Origin of the sequence: Streptomyces sp. NBC_00433 (assembly GCA_036015235.1) — a bacterium.
Taxonomy (GTDB): domain Bacteria; phylum Actinomycetota; class Actinomycetes; order Streptomycetales; family Streptomycetaceae; genus Actinacidiphila.
This window is the reverse complement of the sequence record CP107926.1, coordinates 6473210-6493955: the sequence shown is the minus strand read 5'-3', so window position 1 is coordinate 6493955 and position 20746 is coordinate 6473210. Positions and strand designations below refer to the sequence as shown.

General features: G+C 70.0%; 16 protein-coding genes. 2 read left to right on the top strand and 14 right to left on the bottom strand.

What is annotated here, in order from left to right:
* Window positions 1-414: 414 nt before the first annotated feature.
* From OG900_27645 to OG900_27595, 11 genes are all read right to left on the bottom strand, one after another.
* Window positions 415-2367 carry a TIGR03960 family B12-binding radical SAM protein gene (locus OG900_27645; protein ID WUH93509.1) on the bottom strand — a complete coding sequence of 651 codons (1953 nt, stop codon included), beginning with the start codon at window positions 2365-2367 and terminating at the stop codon, window positions 415-417.
* Window positions 2368-2448: 81 nt separating this feature from the next.
* Entirely contained in the window at window positions 2449-3948 is a 1500-nt protein-coding gene (locus OG900_27640; protein WUH93508.1) for a CYTH and CHAD domain-containing protein, read from the bottom strand.
* Window positions 3949-4024: 76 nt separating this feature from the next.
* Window positions 4025-5224 carry a rod shape-determining protein RodA gene (gene rodA / locus OG900_27635; protein WUH93507.1) on the bottom strand — a complete coding sequence of 400 codons (1200 nt, stop codon included), beginning with the start codon at window positions 5222-5224 and terminating at the stop codon, window positions 4025-4027.
* A complete protein-coding gene (mrdA, locus tag OG900_27630) occupies window positions 5221-7467 on the bottom strand; it encodes a penicillin-binding protein 2 (protein ID WUH95954.1) in 2247 nt (748 codons plus the stop codon). Before mrdA ends, rodA begins: the two co-directional genes overlap by 4 nt.
* Window positions 7467-8114, bottom strand: coding sequence for a rod shape-determining protein MreD (gene mreD / locus OG900_27625; GenBank protein ID WUH93506.1), 648 nt, complete (start codon window positions 8112-8114; stop codon window positions 7467-7469). The genes mrdA and mreD overlap by 1 nt, the downstream gene beginning before the upstream one ends.
* 4 nt (window positions 8115-8118) lie before the next feature.
* Complete coding sequence (gene mreC, locus OG900_27620; GenBank protein WUH93505.1) at window positions 8119-9111, bottom strand: rod shape-determining protein MreC; 993 nt, start codon at window positions 9109-9111, stop codon at window positions 8119-8121.
* A 138-nt stretch (window positions 9112-9249) separates the two neighbouring features.
* A complete protein-coding gene (locus OG900_27615) occupies window positions 9250-10272 on the bottom strand; it encodes a rod shape-determining protein (GenBank protein ID WUH95953.1) in 1023 nt (340 codons plus the stop codon).
* Window positions 10273-10467: 195 nt separating this feature from the next.
* Complete coding sequence (gene ndk / locus OG900_27610; protein ID WUH93504.1) at window positions 10468-10881, bottom strand: nucleoside-diphosphate kinase; 414 nt, start codon at window positions 10879-10881, stop codon at window positions 10468-10470.
* Between the two features lie 65 nt (window positions 10882-10946).
* Window positions 10947-11282, bottom strand: coding sequence for a DUF4233 domain-containing protein (locus OG900_27605; protein ID WUH93503.1), 336 nt, complete (start codon window positions 11280-11282; stop codon window positions 10947-10949).
* A gap of 12 nt (window positions 11283-11294) precedes the next feature.
* Window positions 11295-12821, bottom strand: a complete 1527-nt coding sequence (locus OG900_27600; GenBank protein ID WUH93502.1) for a bifunctional folylpolyglutamate synthase/dihydrofolate synthase — start codon at window positions 12819-12821, stop codon at window positions 11295-11297.
* Window positions 12822-12906: 85 nt separating this feature from the next.
* Window positions 12907-15540 (bottom strand): valine--tRNA ligase, encoded by a 2634-nt coding sequence (locus OG900_27595; protein WUH93501.1) that lies wholly within the window; start codon window positions 15538-15540, stop codon window positions 12907-12909.
* Between the two features lie 117 nt (window positions 15541-15657).
* Here OG900_27595 and OG900_27590 point away from each other — a divergent pair, with 117 nt between their 5' ends.
* Both OG900_27590 and OG900_27585 read left to right on the top strand, forming a co-directional pair.
* The gene (locus tag OG900_27590; GenBank protein WUH93500.1) at window positions 15658-16623 is read left to right on the top strand and encodes a hypothetical protein; all 966 of its coding nucleotides are present in this window, start codon (window positions 15658-15660) and stop codon (window positions 16621-16623) included.
* Between the two features lie 111 nt (window positions 16624-16734).
* Complete coding sequence (locus OG900_27585) at window positions 16735-17745, top strand: hypothetical protein (protein ID WUH93499.1); 1011 nt, start codon at window positions 16735-16737, stop codon at window positions 17743-17745.
* A 78-nt stretch (window positions 17746-17823) separates the two neighbouring features.
* On the opposite strand, the gene clpX is transcribed toward OG900_27585, so the two are convergent.
* From clpX to OG900_27570, 3 genes are all read right to left on the bottom strand, one after another.
* Complete coding sequence (gene clpX, locus OG900_27580; GenBank protein WUH93498.1) at window positions 17824-19107, bottom strand: ATP-dependent Clp protease ATP-binding subunit ClpX; 1284 nt, start codon at window positions 19105-19107, stop codon at window positions 17824-17826.
* A gap of 164 nt (window positions 19108-19271) precedes the next feature.
* On the bottom strand, window positions 19272-19925 hold the full coding sequence (locus OG900_27575; protein ID WUH95952.1) for an ATP-dependent Clp protease proteolytic subunit: 654 nt from the start codon (window positions 19923-19925) through the stop codon (window positions 19272-19274).
* Window positions 19926-20018: 93 nt separating this feature from the next.
* Window positions 20019-20624, bottom strand: coding sequence for an ATP-dependent Clp protease proteolytic subunit (locus OG900_27570; GenBank protein ID WUH95951.1), 606 nt, complete (start codon window positions 20622-20624; stop codon window positions 20019-20021).
* Window positions 20625-20746: the final 122 nt, after the last annotated feature.

Here is a 20746-nt window from a genome sequence, read left to right as displayed (position 1 = left end):
TTCCGCAATGCGGGAGACGAAGGAGTCACCTCCGTCCGAGCTCAGAAGGCACGGCTTGCCGCCGTCACCCGTCCAGGGGAGCAGCCGCAGCGGATCGCCCACACCGACTCGGGTTGTATCGCCCTGTTTCATCTGCATGACCCGTAGCCTCCCGGCAACGGGATCACGCTAATAGCCCAGAGTGATTACCCACCGTGAGTTATCCCGAGAGAGCCACCGTTCCTCAGACCCAGGCGATCTCGCTGCGAATGCGTGGACAGTCCCGAGGACCCGGAAGGGGCGTCCGGGGCACCGCAGGCTGCGGGTCCCCGGGCTTGTAGGCACCGGACGCACCGAGGTCCGACAGGATGGCGGACACCTCAGCCTCACCGAGACCCTCAAGGGCCTCAGTGATCTGCGTCACAACATCTCTCACTACTGCTCGGTGTTTCCGCTGGTCGTAGCGTTGACGACCGTGAGGGGCAGCATCGTCTTACCGGTCGGACCCACTTGTGGCCACGTGTCGAACTGCGGGCAGACACCGCAGTCGAAGCAGGGGGTCCAGCGGCAGTCGTCGACCTCGGTCTCGTCGAGGGCGTCCTGCCAGTCCTCCCACAGCCAGTCCTTGTCCAGGCCCGAGTCGAGGTGGTCCCACGGGAGGACCTCCTCGGCGGTGCGCTCGCGGGTCGTGTACCAGGCGAGGTCGAGGCCCTCGGCGGGCAGTGCGGCCTCGCAGGCGCGCAGCCAGCGGTCGTAGGAGAAGTGCTCGCGCCAGCCGTCGAAGCGGCCGCCGTCCTCGTAGACCGCGCGGATGACGGAGCCGACCCGGCGGTCGCCGCGGGAGAGCAGGCCCTCGATGATGCCGGGCTTGCCGTCGTGGTAGCGGAAGCCGATGTTGCGGCCGTACTTGCGGTCGCCGCGGATCGCGTCGCGGAGCTTCTCCAGGCGCGCGTCGGTCTCCGCCACGCCGAGCTGCGGCGCCCACTGGAAGGGGGTGTGCGGCTTGGGGACGAAACCGCCGATGGAGACGGTGCAGCGGATGTCGTTCTGCCCGGTGACCTCGCGGCCCTTGGCGATGACCTTCTTCGCCATCTCGGCGATCTGCAGGACGTCCTCGTCGGTCTCGGTGGGCAGCCCGCACATGAAGTAGAGCTTCACCTGCCGCCAGCCGTTGCCGTAGGCGGTGGCGACGGTACGGATCAGGTCCTCTTCCGAGACCATCTTGTTGATGACCTTGCGGATGCGCTCGGAGCCGCCCTCGGGGGCGAAGGTCAGGCCCGAGCGGCGGCCGTTGCGGGTCAGCTCGTTGGCCAGGTCGATGTTGAAGGCGTCGACCCGGGTGGACGGCAGCGACAGGCCGATCTTGTCGGCCTCGTAGCGGTCGGCGAGGCCCTTGGCCACGTCGGCGATCTCGCTGTGGTCGGCGGACGACAGCGACAGCAGGCCGACCTCCTCGAAGCCGGTGGCCTTCAGGCCCGCCTCGACCATCTCGCCGATGCCGGTGATGGACCGCTCCCGCACCGGGCGGGTGATCATGCCGGCCTGGCAGAAGCGGCAGCCACGGGTGCAGCCGCGGAAGATCTCCACCGACATCCGCTCGTGCACGGTCTCCGCGAGCGGCACCAGCGGCTGCTTGGGATACGGCCACTCGTCGAGGTCCATGACGGTGTGCTTGGACACCCGCCACGGCACACCGCTGCGGTTGGGCACGACCCGGGCGATCCGGCCGTCGGCGAGGTATTCGACGTCGTAGAAGCGCGGCACGTACACCCCGCCGGTCTTCGCGAGCCGCAGCAGCACCTCGTCGCGGCCGCCGGGGCGCCCCTCGGCCTTCCAGGCGCGGATGACCTCGGTCATCTCCAGCACGGCCTGCTCGCCGTCGCCGATCACGGCCGCGTCGATGAAGTCGGCGATCGGCTCGGGATTGAAGGCGGCGTGGCCGCCGGCCAGCACGATCGGGTCGTCCAGGGTGCGGTCGGCCGCGAGCAGCGGGATGCCGGCCAGGTCGAGCGCGGCCAGCATGTTCGTGTAGCCCAGCTCGGTGGAGAAGCTGAGGCCGAAGACGTCGAAGGCGCGGACCGGGCGGTGCGCGTCGACCGTGAACTGGGGCACACCGTGCTCGCGCATCAGCGCTTCCAGGTCGGGCCACACGCTGTAGGTGCGCTCGGCGAGCACGCCCTCGCGCTCGTTGAGCACCTCGTAGAGGATCATGACGCCCTGGTTGGGCAGGCCGACCTCGTAGGCGTCGGGGTACATCAGCGCCCACCGCACGTCGGTGGCGTCCCATTCCTTGACGGTGGAGTTCAGCTCCCCGCCCACGTACTGGATCGGCTTCTGGACGTGCGGGAGAAGTGCTTCCAAGCGCGGGAAGACCGACTCGACAGGCATCTCGGCGACTTTCATCAGCTGACGGGGAGCGCCCCGGACCGGTGGCCCGGGGGTGGATGACCCTCAAGACTACCCGGACGCTCAGACCTCCTGGTCCGCTCGCTCCCACGCCCCGGGCAGCTCCGCCTCGACGGCGGCGGCCCGCGCCCGCTCGGCGTCCAGCAGCGCGTCGTAGGGCGCAGGGTCCTCGCCCGCGGCCCGCGCCGCGGCCGCGGCGGTGGCCAGCGCGCTCCGGCACAGGACGCTGTCCTGGTGCTCGCCGAGCAGCTGCTGCAAGGACTTCATCCGGCCGGTGTGCGCCTTCGCGGCGGCCCCCAGCACCGGGTGTACCGCCTCGCCGGAATAGCGGGCGCGCTTGGCGGCCTTGCGCGCCTCGTGCAGTGCGACGTCCTTGTCGTCCCCGGGCTCCAGCGCGAGCGCCGCCTCGATGCCGCGCCGCAGCCGTGCCAGGTCCCGCCCCACGGTCGCGGCGGCGGCCTCGTCTGCGGGCTTGCGGGCGCCGCGGCGGTAGGGCGGTGCGGCGACCAGCGCTTCAAGGGTGTCGAGCAGGCCGAAGTAGCGGGCGCCGTCGAGGGTGTCGAGCAGGGCGGTGTGCGAGGCGGTCGACGTGCCCGCCGCCAGCCCGTGCAGCCGGTCCCGCACGGCGTCGGTGGCCAGGGCGTCGTCCAGTTCGGCGAGCCGGGCCGCCAGCCGCTCGGCGAGCACCTCCCGGTCGCGCTCGGCGCCGAGGACCGCGGCCAGCCATTTCAGCTCGTCGCCCAGCGGGTCGGTGGCCGACCGGTCCAGCTCCTTGCGGAAGCTCTTCAGCGCGCTGCGGGCCCTGCGGGTGGCGACCCGCATCTGGTGGACGGCGTCCTCCTCGTCCCTGCGGACGGCCGGGTCGAGGGCCAGGATCGCGGCGAGCTGGGCGTGCAGATAGCCGACGGCGGTCTGGCCAGCGCTGCCAGGCACCGCGGGCGGCGGCGACGGCGGGGCGACCAGCAGCCCGCCGAGCGCCCGCGCCAGCTTCGAGGCCGAGGCCGAGCGGTGCAGGCCGGCCGCGGTGAGCCGCTCCTCGGCGGCGTCGAGCAGCGCCGGGTCGCCGGTGCCCAGCTCCACCTCGACCTCGGACCACTGCGAGCGCGGGCCATCGGGCAGCACCTCGGCCGCCACCCGGTCGTAGGCGACCTCGGCGAGCGTGGCACCGTCCGCTTCCAGCAGCAGCACCCGGCGCCGCGACGTCGTGAGCCGCACGACCGGGTGCAGTTCCCTGCCCCTCACCAGCGCGGCCACCTCCTCGCGCAGCTCGCGCGGCGGGCCGTCGGCGGCGGGGGTCAGCGGGACCTGCACCTCGGTGCGGGTGTCGGCCTGCGCGGCGGGCAGCTTCAGGTGCCACCCGGCGTCGTCGCCGCCGGTGCGCCGTCTGAGCGTGACCTTGTGAGCGGCCAGCGCCAGGCCGGCGGTGTCGTAGTACACCGCCTCCAGCGTGACGGCGTCCAGCGCTCTCTCCGCGGGGGCCAGCCCGGCGAAGTCCGCCCGTACGGTACCGGCGCCGTCGTCGGCGTCGTACTTCCGCTCGGTCTCCCGCACTTTCTTGGCCATATGGCGACCGTACCTCGCCGCTGCCGGGCCGAGCCCTCGCAGGGGCGCGAGGAAGCCGCGCCCCTGCGGTGTACCGCTAGGCCGACATGGGGCGTTGCATCTTCACCGATTGCAACAGTCCTATGGCCACGCAGTTCGCGAACATGGATGACCCCCCGTAGGACACAAAGGGCAGGGGAATACCCGCGACCGGCATGATGCCCAGCGTCATGCCGATGTTCTCGAAGGCCTGGAAGGCGAACCACGCCACGATGCCGGCGGCCACGATCGTGCCGTAGAGGTCGGTGGCGCCGCGGGCGATGGCGCAGCCGCGCCAGAGGATGACGCCGATCAGCAGGATGATGAAGGCCGCGCCGACGAAGCCCAACTCCTCGCCCGCGACGGAGAAGACGAAGTCCGTCTGCTGCTCGGGGACGAACTGGCCGGTGGTCTGGCTGCCGTGGAAGAGGCCCTTGCCGAGCAGGCCGCCCGAGCCGATGGCGATACGCGCCTGGCTGGTGTTGTAGCCGACGCCAGAGGGGTCGAGCGCGGGGTTGGCGAAGGCCGCGAAGCGGTCGATCTGGTATTTGTCGAGGATGCCGAGCTGCCAGACCAGCAGGGCGCCGCCGATGCCGGAGGCGATCAGGCCGAAGACCCAGCGGTTGGAGGCGCCGGAGGCGAGCAGGACGCCGAGGACGATCGCGCCGAGCACCATCACCGAGCCGAGGTCCGGCATCAGCATGATGATCGCTATGGGCAGCGCGGCCAGGCCCAGGGATTGCAGGACGGTGCGGTGGTCGGGGTGTTCGCGGTCGCCCGCGTCGACCCGGGCCGACAGCACCACCGCCATGCCGAGGATGATCGCGACCTTGACGAATTCCGACGGCTGCAGCGAGAAGCCGCCGCCGATGATGATCCAGGAGTGCGCGCCGTTGACGGTGGAGCCGAGCGGGCTGAGCACCGCGAGGATGCCGAGGATGGCCAGGGCGTAGTAGAAGGGCACCACGTCCCGCATCCTGCGGTGGCCTATGACGACCGCGCCGATGCCGAGCCCGGCCCCGATGCCGGCGTTCATCAGGTGCCGCAGCAGGAAGTAGTACTGGTCGCCGTGCGTGAGGCTGGTGCGGTTGCGGGTCGCCGAGTAGACCAGCAGGGTGCCGATGCCGCACAGCAGCAGGGCGGCGAAGAGCAGCAGCCAGTCCATCCGGCGCACTATCGAGTCGCGCGCGAGGAGCTTGCCGAGGGTCGACTTCTCCGGGGTGAAGCGGCGGACGTTGGTGTAGCCGTGGGTGCTCATGACCAGTACCGCCTGCCGAGCAGCAGCTTCTCCGGGCGGCCCGGCGCGAGCGCGGCGACCGCCTGGGCGGCGCCGCCCGCGGTGTGCGGGCCGGCGGGGACGGGTACGAACAGGTCGTCGGCGGACGGCACGGTGTAGGACGCGGCGGTGGCGACACCGTCGGCGGAGATCTTCGGCAGCGTGGTGAGCGGCCGCGGCATGATCCCCTTCTTCGGGTCGATCGTCGCGGTGTCCTTGGTGATGCCGTACATCGCCTCGTAGATCCGCCGTACGGCCTCGCCGGAGGCGCCGGAGCCGGTGCCGCCCTGGGAGATCGTCATGACGATCGTGTAGTCCCTGGTGTACGTGTCGAACCAGGACGTGGTCTGCTTGCCCTCGACCTCGGCGGTACCGGTCTTGGCGTGCAGCGGGATCTTGTCCTGCGGCCAGCCGCCGAACTTCCAGTCGGCGGTGCCCTCGGTGACCACGCCGGCCAGCGCCTTGTCGATGTACTTCAGGGTCGCCTTGGTGTCGGGCAGCTTGCCCGACACCTTGGGCTTGATCGGCGTGACGGTCTTGCCGTCGGCGCTGACCACGGCCTTCCCGATGCTCGGCTGGTAGAGGGTGCCGCCGTTGGCGAGCGCGGCGTAGACCCGGGCCATCTGCACCGGGGTGACGAGGGTGTCGCCCTGGCCGATCGAGTAGTTGACGGAGTCACCGGCACGGACGAGGTACCCGTCGGGGCAGTTCTCGATGGAGACTCGCACGTCCAAGCTCTTCTGCTTGTCATTCTTGTGGGCCGCGGCCGTACGGCACCAGTAGCCCTTCATCTGGTCGTAGTAGTCCTGCTTCCAGTTGCGGTCCGGAACGCGGCCAGGGGCCTCTCCGGGAAGGTCCACACCGGTCTTGGCGCCCAGGCCGAACTGGTGGGCGGTCTTGAAGAACCAGTCCTTGGGATGCTTGGCGTGGAGCCCGCCGTCCTTCAGCCACTCCTGGTAGGCGATGCCGTAGAAGACGGTGTCGCAGGAGACCTCCAGGGCGCGGCCGAGGGAGATGTCGCCGAAGTTCTCGTTCTGGAAGTTCTTGAACGTCGTGCCGCCGATCGTCATCGACGAGGTGCAGGGGTAGTTGCCGTCGGGAGCGTAGCCGGCGTTGATGGCGGCACTGGTGGACACCACCTTGAAGGTGGAGCCCGGCGCGGACTGGCCCTGGATCGCCCGGTTCAGCAGCGGGAAGTCGGACTTCTTGTCCATCAGCGCGTTGTACGCCTTCTCCGAGATGCCGCCGACCCATTGGTTGGGGTCGTAGGTGGGCAGGCTCGCCATGGCGATGATCTGACCGGTGCGGTTGTCCATCACGACGGCGGCGCCGGAGTCCGCCTTGTAGTTCTCGTGGGAGACGGTGTCGAACGTCTTGCGCGCGGCCACCATCGCGTCGTTGAGTTCCTTCTCGGTGACCGCCTGGACACGGGAGTCGATGCTGGTCACCAGGTTGCTGCCGGGCTGGGCCGGGGTGTCGCCGGCCTTGCCGATGACCCGGCCGAGGTTGTCGACCTCGTAGCGGGTCACGCCGGCGGTGCCGCGCATCTGCTTGTCGTAGACGCTCTCCAGGCCCGAGCGGCCGATCTGGTCGGAGCGCAGCAGCGGGGTGCTGGTCTTCTCCGAGGCGCTGACCTCGTCGTCGGTGACCGGGCCGAGGTAGCCGAGCACCTGGGCGGCGTTCGCCTTGTTGGGGGCGGCGTAGCGGCGGACGGCGGTGGGCTCCGCGGTGATGCCGGGGAAGTCCTCGCGGCGCTCCATGATCTGCAGCGCCTGCTGGGTGGTGGCCGAGTCGGTGATCGGGATGGGCTGGTAGGGCGAGCCGTTCCAGCACGGCTTGGGCGTCTTGGCGTCGCACAGCCGGACCTTGTCGGACACCTCCTCGGGCTCCATGCCCAGCACACCGGCCAGCCTGGTCAGTACGGCGGTGCCGTCGTCGGCCTGCTTGAGCAGGTCGGTGCGGCTGGCCGAGACGACCAGCTTGGTCTCGTTGTCGGCCAGCGGCACCCCGCGGTCGTCCAGTATCGAGCCGCGCACGGCCGGGGTGACGACCTGCTGGATGTGGTTGTTCGCGGCCTTCTGCTCGTACTGCTGGCCGTTGCGGATCTGCAGGAACCAGAGCCTTCCGCCGAGGGTCAGCAGCAGCGACACGACCAGGATCTGCAGGATGACCAGCCGGATGGTGATCCGGGTGGTGCGGCCCGTCTCCGGGATGTTGCCGCTCATCATCGCCTGACTCCCCTGGCCATCGAGTTGACCCTGACCATCTTCCCGGCGCGGCCGAACAGGCCGGCGCGCTGCGGGGCGATGCCGGTCCTCATCCGGCCGCGGCTGCCGCCGTAGCCGCCGGCGGCGTCCTCGGACATCGGGTCGCGGTCGAAGCGGCGGGCCATCGCCATCACCAGCGGCACCACGAAGGGCGCGAGCAGCAGGTCGTAGATCGTGGCGGTGAAGACCAGTTTGGCCAGGCCCACGTGGGCGCCCGCGGTGTCGCCGACCAGGCTGCCGACGGCCGCGTAGAGCACGGTGGTGCCGATGGCGGCGCCGATGACGACCAGCATGGGGCCCGCGGCCGTACGGAGCCGGCCGCTCTCGGGCTTGAACAGGCCCGCCACGTAGCCGATGACGCACAGCACCAGGGCGTAGCGGCCGACCGCGTGGTCGGCGGGCGGCGCCAGGTCGGCGAGCAGGCCGGCGAAGAAGCCGATCAGGCAGCCGGCGACATGCCCGTAGCTTATGGCCAGCCCGAGCACGGTCAGCAGCAGCAGGTCGGGCACCGCGCCCGGCAGGTGGAGCCGGGCCAGCACGCTGACCTGGGCGACCATGGCGAAGACCACCAGGACGGTGGGGAGCAGGATCCGGTTCAGACGCATGGGGTCAGCCCCTCCCGCTGGTGGGCGTGTCGGTGGTGGTCGCCGGCGGCATCGAGCCGCCGGTCGGGGTGCTGCCGGGCGATGCCGGGGCGGTCGGCGAGGCCGGCGCCTTGGGCTTGGGCTTCGGCGACGGGGTCGGCTTCGCGGGCAGCACGCTGTCCCGCGGGTCGGTGCGCGGGCCGACCACGACGACACCGACGATGTCCAGCCGGGTGAAGCCGACGAAGGGCTGCACCAGCAGGGTCTTGGTCAGGTTGCCGCCGGACGGGTCGATGCCGGTGACCTTGCCGACCGGCACTCCGGGCACGAAGGGCTTGCCGGCCTCGGAGCCGAAGGTGACCAGGCGGTCGCCCTTGTGCACGGCGGCCTTGCCGTTGAGCAGCTGGACCCGCATCGGGCGGTCGCCCTGGCCGCTGGCGAAGCCCAGCTCCATGGAATTCTCCAGCCGGGTGCCGACGGTGAAGTCCGGGTCGTTGGCCAGCAGCACGGTCGCCGTCGACGGGCCGACGGTGGTGACCCGGCCGACCAGTCCGTCACCGTTTATGACGGTCATGTCGCGGGTGATGCCGTCGTGGCTGCCGGCGTCGATGGTGACGGTCCAGGAGAAGCCCTGGGCCGCTCCTATCGCGATGACCTGCGCGCCCTTGATCGCGTACTGCCCCGCGCCGGCGGTCTTGAGCAGCTTGTCCAGTTCCTGTGCCCGGTTGCGGGTGATGTCCTTGCTGCCGAGCTGCTGTTTGAGCGCGGTGTTCTCGCGTTCCAGCCTGCTGATGGTGCTGCTGCGGCCGTCCGAGTCGCGCACCGCGTCCACCGCGTTGCCCACCGGGTCGACGACACCGGACACGGCGTTCTCGACCGGTCCGAACACGGATTGCGCGGCCTGCCGCGGCCGGTCGAGCGGTGAGTTCTCACCGCCCCTGATGTCCATGGTGATCAGCGCGAACGCGACCACCACCAGCAGCACCAGCAGCAGCCGGCTCTCCTTTGTGTCCCTCACGGGCGCCAGTCCGTGCCTTCCTCATCGGACCCGCCGCCGGTGGGGCCGCGGCCGGTCGGAGCTACTGTGCTGTGGTTCGCATGACGCGGACGATCCGGCTCGCCGAAAAGCTCGCCGGGACCGTCTGCGGGCCGCGCGTCATCTGCGGGGAGCGGCGTCGAGCACGCGCTGCAGTGCCTCGAACTCCTCGACGCACTTGCCCGCGCCGAGCGCCACGCAGTCCAGCGGGGTCTCGGCGATGTGGATGGGCATGCCCGTCTCGTGCCGCAGCCGCTCGTCCAGGCCGCGGAGCAGAGCGCCGCCGCCGGCCAGGACGATGCCGCGGTCCATGATGTCGCCCGACAGTTCGGGCGGGCACTTGTCCAGCGTGGTCTTGACCGCGTCGACGATCGCGTTGACGGGTTCCTCGATGGCCTTGCGCACTTCGGCCGCCGAGATGACGACCGTCTTGGGCAGGCCGCTGACCAGGTCGCGGCCGCGGATCTCGGTGTGCTCCTCGTCGTCCTTGGTCGCGAAGGCGGACCCGACGGTGAGCTTGATCTGCTCGGCGGTGCGCTCGCCGAGCAGCAGGCTGTACTCCTTCTTGATGTGCTGGATGATCGCGTTGTCCAGCTCGTCGCCCGCCACCCGGATGGACTGGGCGGTGACGATGCCGCCGAGGCTGATGACCGCGACCTCGGTGGTGCCGCCGCCGATGTCCACCACCATGTTGCCGGTGGCCTCGTGCACGGGGAGCCCGGCGCCGATCGCGGCCGCCATCGGCTCCTCGATGATGTGCACGGTGCGCGCACCGGCCTGGTTCGCGGCGTCGATCACGGCTCGGCGCTCGACCCCGGTGATACCGGAGGGCACGCAGATGACGACCCGCGGGCGGGCGAGATAGCGGCGCCTGTGCACTTTGAGGATGAAATACCGCAGCATGCGCTCGGTGATCTCGAAGTCGGCGATAACGCCGTCCTTGAGGGGCCGGACCGCGACGATATTGCCCGGTGTGCGGCCGATCATCTTCTTGGCCTCTGAGCCGACCGCCAGGATGCCGCCGGTGTTGGTGTTCACGGCCACGACGGACGGCTCGTTCAGAACGATCCCGCGACCCCTGACGTACACCAGCGTGTTGGCGGTCCCGAGGTCGACAGCCATGTCACGGCCGATGAACGACATGTTGTTCGCCATGAGGATACGTCAGGCCTTCCCGAGCTTGAGCGGAGATTCCATCGTAGTCGCGACCGGAGCGGCGCGGAGTCGGGGTTCCGACGTCATTGTCATCAGAACACACAGCAGACCTCTGTAATGGTGACGCCGTGTCGGGATGTTTGGTTCCCGATCGACCGCGACATATCCCAGTCCGGCGAGGGGTTAGGCCAGACCGGGGAAGAACAGCTTGATCTCGCGTTCCGCGGACTCCTCGGAGTCCGAGGCGTGCACCAGGTTCTCCCGGACGATCGTGCCGAAATCCCCCCGAATGGACCCCGGCGCTGCTGCAATCGGGTCGGTCGGGCCGGCCAGGGCGCGCAGCCCCTCGACGACCCGCTCGCCCTCGACCACCAGCGCCACCGAGGGGCCGGACTCCATGAAGGCCACCAGCGGCTCGTAGAACGGGCGTCCGACGTGCTCGGCATAGTGCTGTTCGAGGATGCCGCGCCCCAGGGTCCGCAGTTCCAGCGCGCCGATCGTCCAGCCCGCCTTGCGCTCGATGCGGCCGAGGATCTCACCGACCAGGCCACGGCGTACGGCGTCGGGCTTGAGAAGGACGAGGGTGCGCTGGGACACGGTGCGGCTCCTGCTGCATACGGGGAGAGGGGGAACGCTGGTGCGACGAGCCTACAAGGCGGCTCTCAGGCTGCTTGCGCCGCGTTCCTCGCCTTGGCTTCGTCGACCTTGCGGCCGTAGTGGATCGCCGCCCACCACAGCCCGCCGAAGACCAGCCCGAGGAAGAACATCGTACCGACCACGAAGCCGCTCGCGAACAGGCCGACCTGCAGCGCCCAGCCGACCGCGAGGGCCCCGGGCCTGCCCAGGTAGCCGCACAGCAGGACGCACAGCGCCATCGCGATCCCGGACACCGTCCACACGGTGCCCATCGTCAGGTCGGGATTCTTCATCGCGACCAGCCCGGCGAAGCCGATGACGAAGAACTCGCCGATCAGCGTGCTCGAACAGAGCGTCCGCATGGACCCAGCCCCTTACTTGCGGCCCAGCAGCAGCCGGGCCTCTCCCACGGTGATGACGGAACCGGTGACCAGCACACCGGCACCCGAATACGCGCCCTCGTCCTCGGCCAGGGTGATCGCCGCCTCCAGTGCGTCGTCCAGCCGCGGCTCGACCTGCACCCGGTCCTCGCCGAAGACCTCGACCGCCAGTGCCGCCAGCTCGTCCACGTCCATCGCGCGGTGCGTCGAGTTGCGGGTCACCACGACTTCGGAGAGCACCGGCTCGAAGGCTTCGAGCAGCCCGCGTACGTCCTTGTCCCCGCTCGGGCCGACCACACCGACCAGATGGGTGAAGTCGAAGACCTCGCTGATCGCCGCCGCGGTGGCCAGCGCGCCCGCCGGGTTGTGCGCCGCGTCCAGCACCACGGTGGGGCTGCGGCGGACCACCTCCAGCCGGCCGGGCGAGGTGACCGCGGCGAAGGCGGTGCGCACGGTGTCCACGTCCAGGCTGCGCTGGTGCATCCGGCCGATGCCGAAGAAGGCCTCGACGGCGGCCAGCGCGACCGCGGCGTTCTGCGCCTGGTGCTCGCCGTGCAGCGGCAGGAAGACCTGGTCGTACTCGCCGCCGAGGCCGCGCAGCGTCAGCAGTTGCCCGCCGATGGCGACCTCGCGCCGGGTGACGCCGAATTCCATGCCCTCGCGGGCCACCGTGGCGTCCACCTCGACGGCGCGCTTCAGCAGCACCTGGGCGGCGTCCGCGGGCTGCCTGCCCAGCACGGCGGTGGCGTCCTTCTTGACGATGCCGGCCTTCTCCACCGCGATCTGTCCGGGTGTGGAGCCCAGCCGGTCGGTGTGGTCCAGTGCGATCGGGGTGACCACGGCGACCTGCCCGTCGACCACGTTGGTCGCGTCCCAGCTGCCGCCCATGCCGACCTCGACCACGGCGACGTCGACCGGCGCGTCCGCGAAGGCGGCGTAGGCCATCGCGGTGAGCACCTCGAAGAACGACATCCGGTACGGCTGGGCCGCGTCGACCATCCCGACGTAGGGCTGCAGGTCGCGGTAGGTCTCGATGAAGCGCTCGGCGCTGATCGGGGTGCCGTCCAGGCTGATCCGCTCGGTGACGGACTGCACGTGGGGGCTGGTGTAGCGGCCGGTGCGCAGCTCGAAGGCGAGCAGCAGCCGCTCGATCATCCGGGCGGTGCTGGTCTTGCCGTTGGTGCCGGTGATATGGATCGCCGGGTAGGCGCGCTGCGGTTCGCCCAGCACGTCCATGACCGCGGCCATCCGGTCGAGCGACGGCTCCAGCTTCGTCTCGGGCCAGCGGCCGAGCAGTTCCTCCTCGACCTCGCGCAGCTCGCGGTCGACCGCCGGGTCGGCGGGCCGGGACGGTACGTCGTCGGCCGCGGCGGGGCTGATGCCGGCGCGCAGCGTGCGGCTGCCCGCCTCGATGACGGCCATGTCCGCCTCGCGCGGCCCTGCGCCGGTGGCGCGGTCGTCGTCGGCTTCGTCGGTGTGCGGATCGTCCGCGGTGTCGCCGTTCGGGGGGAGCTCGGTCACGCGGTCCAGTCTACGGAAGGCGGCCCCGGCCTCACGGCCAGGGCCACCACGCTCATCTGTGCGCAGGCTCAGCTTTCCTTCTTGCTCAGCCCTGGTCGGGCAGGGCCGCCAGTTGGGCCGTGATCCGCCGGATGTCCGCCTCGGCGGACGCCAGCCGGGTCCTGATGCCGGCGACGACCTTCTCCGGCGCCTTCGCCAGGAAGCCCTCATTGCCGAGCTTGCGGCCCGCGTCGGCCACCTCCTTCTCGGCCAGGCCGAGATCCTTGGTGAGCCGCCTGCGCTCGGCGGCCACGTCGATGGTGCCCGACAGGTCGAGCTCCACGGTGGCCCCGGCGACCGGCAGCGACGCCGTGGCGTGGAAGCCGTCGGCGGCCGGCTGGAGTCGTAGCAGCTGCCGGATGGCGTCCTCGTGCGGCGCCAGCAGCGTACCGTCCAGGGTGAGCCGGGCCGGGACCTTCTGGCCGGGTTGCAGGCCCTGGTCGGCGCGGAAGCGGCGGACCTCGGTGACGACCCGCTGGACCTCGGCGATCTCCTTCTCGGCGGCCGGGTCGCGGAAGCCGCTGTCCTTCGGCCAGTCCGCGCTGACCAGCGACTCGCCGCCGGTCAGCGTCGTCCACAGCGTCTCGGTGACGAAGGGGACGACCGGGTGCAGCAGCCGCAGCAGCACGTCGAGGACCTCGCCGAGGACCCGTCCGGAGACCCGGGCGCCCTCGCCGCCGGCGAAGAAGACGGTCTTGGACAGCTCGACGTACCAGTCGAAGACCTCGTCCCACGCGAAGTGGTAGAGGGTGTCGCTGAGCTTGGCGAACTGGTAGTCGTCGTAGAGGGCGTCGACCTCGGCGACGGTGGCATTGAGCCGGGACAGGATCCAGCGGTCGGCGGCGGCCATGTCGCCGGGCTCGGGCAGCGGGCCGTCGACGGTGGCGCCGTTCATCAGCGCGAAGCGGGTCGCGTTCCAGACCTTGTTGGCGAAGTTGCGGGAGGCCTTGACCCAGTCCTCGCCGATCGGCACGTCGGCGCCGGGGTTGGCGCCGGTGGCGAGGGTGAAGCGGACGGCGTCGGAGCCGTAGGCGTCCATCCAGTCCAGCGGGTCGACCGAGTTGGGGTTGGACTTCGACATCTTCTTGCCGAACTCGTCCCTGACCAGGCCGGTCAGCGCGATGGTGTGGAAGGGCGCGACGCCGTCCATGGCGTACAGGCCGAACATCATCATCCGGGCGACCCAGAAGAAGATGATGTCGTGGCCGGTCAGCAGGACGTCGGTCGGATAGAACTTCTCCAGGTCGGGAGTCCGCTCCGGCCAGCCGAGCGTGGAGAACGGCCACAGCCCGGACGAGAACCAGGTGTCGAGGACGTCGGAGTCCTGCGTCCAGCCCTCGCCGGCGGGAGGCTGCTCGTCGGGTCCGACGCAGACCTGCTCGCCGTCGGGGCCGTACCAGACCGGGATGCGGTGGCCCCACCACAGCTGCCGCGAGATGCACCAGTCGTGCATGTTGTCGACCCAGTCGAAATACCGCTTCGACAGCTCCGGCGGGTGGATACGCACCCGCCCGTCGCGCACCGCGTCGCCGGCGGCCTTCGCCAGCGGTTCGACCTTGACCCACCACTGGAGCGACAGCCGCGGCTCGATGGTGGTCTTGCAGCGCGAGCAGTGGCCGACGGAGTGGACGTACGGCCGCTTCTCGGCGACGACCCGGCCCTGCTCGCGCAGCGCGGCGACGATCGCGGAGCGCGCCTCGAAGCGGTCGAGGCCCTCGAAGGGTCCCGGCACCGTGATGACGGCGCGCTCGTCCATGATCGTCAGCGACTGCAGGCCGTGCCGCTGGCCGATCGCGAAGTCGTTGGGGTCGTGCGCGGGCGTCACCTTGACCGCGCCGGTGCCGAACTCCGGGTCGACGTGCGCGTCCGCGATGACGGGGATCGTACGGTCGGTCAGCGGCAGCTTGATCCGCTTGCCGACCAGGTGCGCGTAGCGCGCGTCGTCCGGGTGGACGGCGACCGCGGTGTCGCCGAGCATCGTCTCGACGCGGGTGGTGGCGACCACGACGGTCTCGTCGCCCTCGCCGTACTTCAGCGAGACCAGCTCGCCGTCGTCGTCCTGGTAGTCCACCTCGATGTCGGAGATGGCGGTCAGGCAGCGCGGGCACCAGTTGATGATCCGCTCGGCCCGGTAGATCAGCTCGTCGTCGTACAGCTTCTTGAAGATGGTCTGGACGGCCTTGGACAGGCCCTCGTCCATGGTGAAGCGCTCACGCGACCAGTCGACGCCGTCACCGAGGCGGCGCATCTGGCCGAGGATCCGCCCGCCGTACTCTTCCTTCCACTGCCAGACCCGCTCGACGAAGGCAGCACGGCCGATGTCGTGCCGGGACTTGCCCTCCTCGGCGAGCTGCTGCTCGACCTTGTTCTGCGTGGCGATGCCCGCGTGGTCCATGCCGGGCAGCCACAGCGACTCGTAGCCCTGCATGCGCTTGCGGCGGGTGAGGGCGTCCATCAGCGTGTGCTGGAAGGCGTGGCCGAGGTGCAGGCTGCCGGTGACGTTCGGCGGCGGGATGACGATCGTGTACGGCGGCTTGTCGCTCTTGGCGTGGGCCTCGAAGTAGCCGCGCTCCACCCAGCGCTCGTACAGCGGCCCCTCTACGTCGGCCGGCGCGTAGGTCGTCGGCAGTTCGGGGTTGCTGTTCGGCCCGTCATGGGGGCGCTGAGTGTTGTCGGTCACCCGTTGATTCTACGGTGGCGTGCCGGGCTGTTACGAATCAGTTGCCGCCCGGCAGTAAGCGGGGCGTAAAGGATCGGCGAAGATGGGGCAAGGCATCCACGGGAGGGGACCCGCGCCATGAGCAACAGCCAGCCGCCGCCGAATCCGTACGGCCAGCAGCCGCCCGACCCGTACGACCGGCAGCCGCCCCAGCAGCCCGGCCAAGGTCAACCCCAGCCGGGATTCGGCCCGCCCCAGCCCGGATACGGCTACCCGCAGCAGCCGGGTCAGCCGCCGTACGCCCCGCCCCCGCAGCAGCCCGGATACGGCTACCCCCAGCAGCAGCCCCAGCCCGGATACGGCTACCCGCAGCAGCCGCCGCCCGGCTACGGCTACCCGCCGCAGCAGCCGCCGCAAGGCGGGAACGGCAGGCGGGTCGGCGTCATCGCGGCCGTCATCGTCGTCGTGGTCGCGATCGGCGGCGGCGTCTTCCTCGTCGCCAACAGCGGCGGCAGCGGCGGCCTGAAGAACGACGGCAAGAAGTACAAGCTGATCACCCCGGCCACCGTCGCGACGGACTACGAGCGGGACGACGACTCGGAGTTCAGCGACACCGACGGCCTGGAGGACGACACCATCGCCCTGCTGGAGAAGAACGGCATGTCCGACCCGCAGAAGGCGCAGGCCGGCTATCTGGAGGGCAGCGACGTCAGCGGCAGGGTGCTGTCCTTCGAGGGCGCCTACGGCACCGTCGAGGACCCGCAGAAGGTCGCCGACGAGATGATGAAGTCGCTGCGCGACGACCCGGACGAGGACTCCGGCGGCAGCAGGACCGAATTCATCGGCGCCCCCAGGACGATGCACCCGGCCGGCGCCGACGACGCGGTCGTGCAGTGCCAGACGGCCAAGATCACCAACGCCGGGAACGGCAGGGGCTACACCCTGTCGGTGTGCCTGTGGGCGGACTACAGCACGGTCGGCACCGTCGCGCCCTTCGACATCAGCGTGCTCACCACCGGCACCGGCACCGGCTTGTCGGCCGAGGACACCGCCGATCTGCTGGCGAAGGTCCGCAAGGACACCCGGGTCCCGCTCGCGGGCTGACCCGCCCTCACCCGCGCCGGGCCGCGGGCCGATCCGGCCCCCTGGGTGAGAGGGACGCACCGCGTCCGCGAAGATGGGCCGACGATGTCAACGGAGGGGACCCTCGTTCCGATGAGCAACAACCAGCCGCCGCCGAATCCTTACGGCCAGCAGCCGCCCAACCCGTACGGCCAGCAGCCGCCGCAGCAGCCCGGCTACGGCTACCCGCAGCAGGGCCAGCCGGGTTACGGCTACCCGCAGCAGGACCAGCCCGCGCCGCCGGCATACGGCCAGCCGCCGCAGCAGCCGGCGTACGGCCAGCCGCCGCAGCAGCAGCCCGGCTACGGCTACCCGCAGCAGGGGCAGCCCGGCCAGCCGCCGTACGGCCAGGTGCCGCAGCAGCCCGGCTACGGCTACGGCCAGCCCGCCGCCCCGCAGGGCGGCGGCAGCGGCAAGCGCACCGGCATCATCGTCGGCGTCGTCGTGGCGCTGGTCGCGGTGGGCGCCGGAATCTTCTTCGTCACCAAGGGCTCCGACAGCGGCGGCCTCAAGGACGACGGCAAGAAGTACAAGCTGATCACGCCGGACACGGTCGCCACGGACTACAAGAAGAACGCCGCGGTGTCCGGTGACGACAGCGTCGGCTTCGACGACAGCGACCTCACCTTGATGAAGTCGCTCGGCATGACCGACCCGAAGCAGGCCCAGGCCGGCTACATCAAGGGCGCCATGACGTCGGGCACCCTGCTCGAGTTCAGCGGCTCCTACGGGCATGTCGCGGACCCGAAGAAGCTCGCCGACGGCATGATGGCCGACCTGCGCAAGCAGGCGACGAAGCCGAGCAAGGACGACGAGGACACCAAGACCGAACTCGTCGGCGGCGTCCAGACGGTGCACCCGGCCGGCGCGGACGACGCGGTGGTCGAGTGCCAGGAAGCCAAGATCACCGACACGTCGGACGCGGGCCACTCCATCCCGGTGACCATCTGCCTGTGGGCCGACTACAGCACGGTCGGCACGGCCATCCCGATCGACCTCGCGGCGGCGGCCGGCACCGGCGGTTCCGGTACCGCCATGTCCGTCAACGACACCGCGGACCTGCTGGCCAAGGTCCGCAAGGACACCCGGGTGCCGCTCACGTAGGCACCCGAGGTCTTCCGCAGACGAAAGGGGCGCCCCGGTCCTGGACCGGGGCGCCCCTTTCGTGCCGTGTGCGGGCGGCTACGCGCTCTTCTGCTCGCCCTTGCCCACGATGCGCGGCTCGCGCGGCACCAGGGTCGGGTTGACGTTGGAGTGGACCACATCAGCGGTGATGACCACGCGCGCCACGTCCTTGCGGGACGGCACCTCGTACATCACCGACTGGAGCACTTCCTCCATGATGGCCCGCAGGCCGCGCGCGCCGGTCTGCCGCAGGATCGCCTGGTCGGCGATGGCCTCCAGTGCGGCGCGCTCGAACTCCAGCTCCACGCCGTCGAGTTCGAACAGTTTTTGATACTGCTTCACCAGCGCGTTACGCGGCTCGACGAGAATCTGCAGCAGCGCCTCGCGGTCCAGGTTGTGCACGCTGGTGATGACCGGGAGGCGGCCGATGAACTCCGGGATCATGCCGAACTTCACCAGGTCCTCGGGCATGATCTCCTGGAACTGGTCGGCGGCCTGGATCTCCCGCTTGGACCTGATCGTCGCGCCGAAGCCGATGCCCTTGGCACCGGCCCGCGACTCGATGATCTTCTCCAGACCGGCGAAGGCACCGCCCACGATGAACAGCACGTTCGTGGTGTCGATCTGGATGAACTCCTGGTGCGGGTGCTTGCGGCCGCCCTGCGGCGGCACACTCGCGGTGGTGCCCTCCAGGATCTTCAGCAGCGCCTGCTGGACGCCCTCACCCGAGACGTCCCGGGTGATCGACGGGTTCTCGCTCTTGCGGGCCACCTTGTCGATCTCGTCGATGTAGATGATCCCGGTCTCGGCCTTCTTGACGTCGTAGTCCGCCGCCTGGATCAGCTTCAGCAGGATGTTCTCGACGTCCTCGCCCACATAGCCGGCCTCGGTCAGCGCGGTGGCGTCGGCGATGGCGAAGGGCACGTTCAGCATCCGGGCCAGCGTCTGGGCCAGCAGCGTCTTGCCGGAGCCGGTGGGGCCGAGCAGCAGGATGTTGGACTTCGCCAGCTCGATCGCGTCGTCATGGCCGGGGCGTCCGCTCTCCCCCGCCTGCACACGCTTGTAGTGGTTGTAGACCGCCACCGACAGCGCCTTCTTGGCGGGTGTCTGCCCGACGACGTAGCCCTCAAGGAACTCGTAGATCTCCCGGGGCTTGGGGAGATCCTCCCAGCGGACCTCGGAGGACTCGGCGAGCTCCTCCTCGATGATCTCGTTGCAGAGGTCGATGCACTCGTCGCAGATGTACACACCAGGGCCTGCGATGAGCTTCTTCACCTGCTTCTGGCTCTTTCCGCAGAACGAGCACTTCAGCAGGTCTCCGCCGTCACCGATGCGTGCCACGAGGTCTTTCCCCTTCGCCTGGGTTCCGCCGGCCTTCAACGGAGCCTGGTGCTTCTCTCATCGACGGTACCTTGCCCTGACCCCCGTGTGGGTCCCCCTTGGACGTACTCGCTCATCCGGGTCCGGGGGACCGCACGCGGGCCGGCACCGCCTGCCGGGTGGTTTCAGACGTTCACAGAGGTCTTGCGGGTGGAGACGATCTGGTCGACCAGACCGTACGCCAGCGACTCCTCGGCGGTCAGGATCTTGTCCCGCTCGATGTCGTCCCTGATCTGCTCGATCGGGGTGGTGGAGTGCTTGGCCAGCATCTCCTCCAGCTGCTGCCGCATCCTGATGATCTCGTTGGCCGCGATCTCCAGGTCGGAGACCTGCCCGCGGCCGGTCTCGCTGTACGGCTGGTGGATCAGCACCCGGGCGTTCGGCAGCGCCATCCGCTTGCCGGGGCTGCCGGCGGCCAGCAGGACGGCCGCGGCGGACGCCGCCTGGCCCATGCAGACCGTCTGGATGTCCGGCTTCACGAACTGCATCGTGTCGTAGATCGCGGTGAGCGCGGTGAACGAGCCGCCGGGGCTGTTGATGTAGACCGAGATGTCCCGGTCGGGGTCCATCGACTCCAGGCACAGCAGCTGCGCCATGACGTCGTTGGCGGAGGCGTCGTCGATCTGCACGCCGAGGAAGATCACCCGCTCCTCGAAGAGCTTCGCGTACGGGTCGTACTCGCGCACGCCCTGCGAGGTGCGCTCCACGAAGCGCGGGATGACGTAGCGGGCCTCGGCGCCGAACACGCCGGGCCGCTCGGCCTCGGTGCGCTCGTACAGTCCGCTGCCGGGGAAGTTCAAGGGATTCACGTCCACCGTCCTGGTGATGAAGAGCTTCGAGTGATCAGGGGCTGCTCGGCAGGGCGCCCGGGCTCAGGCGGCACCGGTGCCGCCACCGCCGGGCACATGCGCGGCGGAGAGCATGACCCCGTCCAGCAGGCCGTACTCCTGGGCCTCCTCGGCCGAGAACCAGCGGTCCCGGTCGGAGTCCTTGGTGATCTGCTCGAAGGTCTGGCCGGAGTGCTGCGCGATCAGCTCGGCCATCCGGCGCTTGGTGTGCAGCAGCTGCTCCGCCTGGATCTTGATGTCGGTGGCGGAGCCGCCGAGGCCCGCGGAGGGCTGGTGCATCAGGATCCGGGTGTTCGGCAGCGCGAACCGCTTGCCGGGGGTGCCCGCGGTGAGCAGGAACTGCCCCATCGACGCGGCCATGCCCATGGCGATGGTCACGACGTCGTTCTGGATGAACTGCATGGTGTCGTAGATCGCCATACCGGCGGTCACCGAACCGCCGGGGCTGTTGATGTAGAGGAAGATGTCCTTGTCCGGCTCAGCGGCCAGCAGCAGCAGCTGCGCGGTGATCTTGTTGGCGATGTCATCGTCGACCGCCTGGCCGAGGAAGATGATTCGCTCGCCGAGCAGTCGGTTGTAGACCTGGTCGCCGAGTCCACCGGGGTTCGGGTCGCCGGCGGCGGAAGGCATCGGAGTCGTCACGTTTCCACCTGCTCGTTGTCGGACGGTAGACATGCCGTCACAGGGTCTTCGTCTGGTCCGGGTGCCGCCCCCTCGCGGGAACAGCACCCTTTCTCCTTACGGACCCTAAC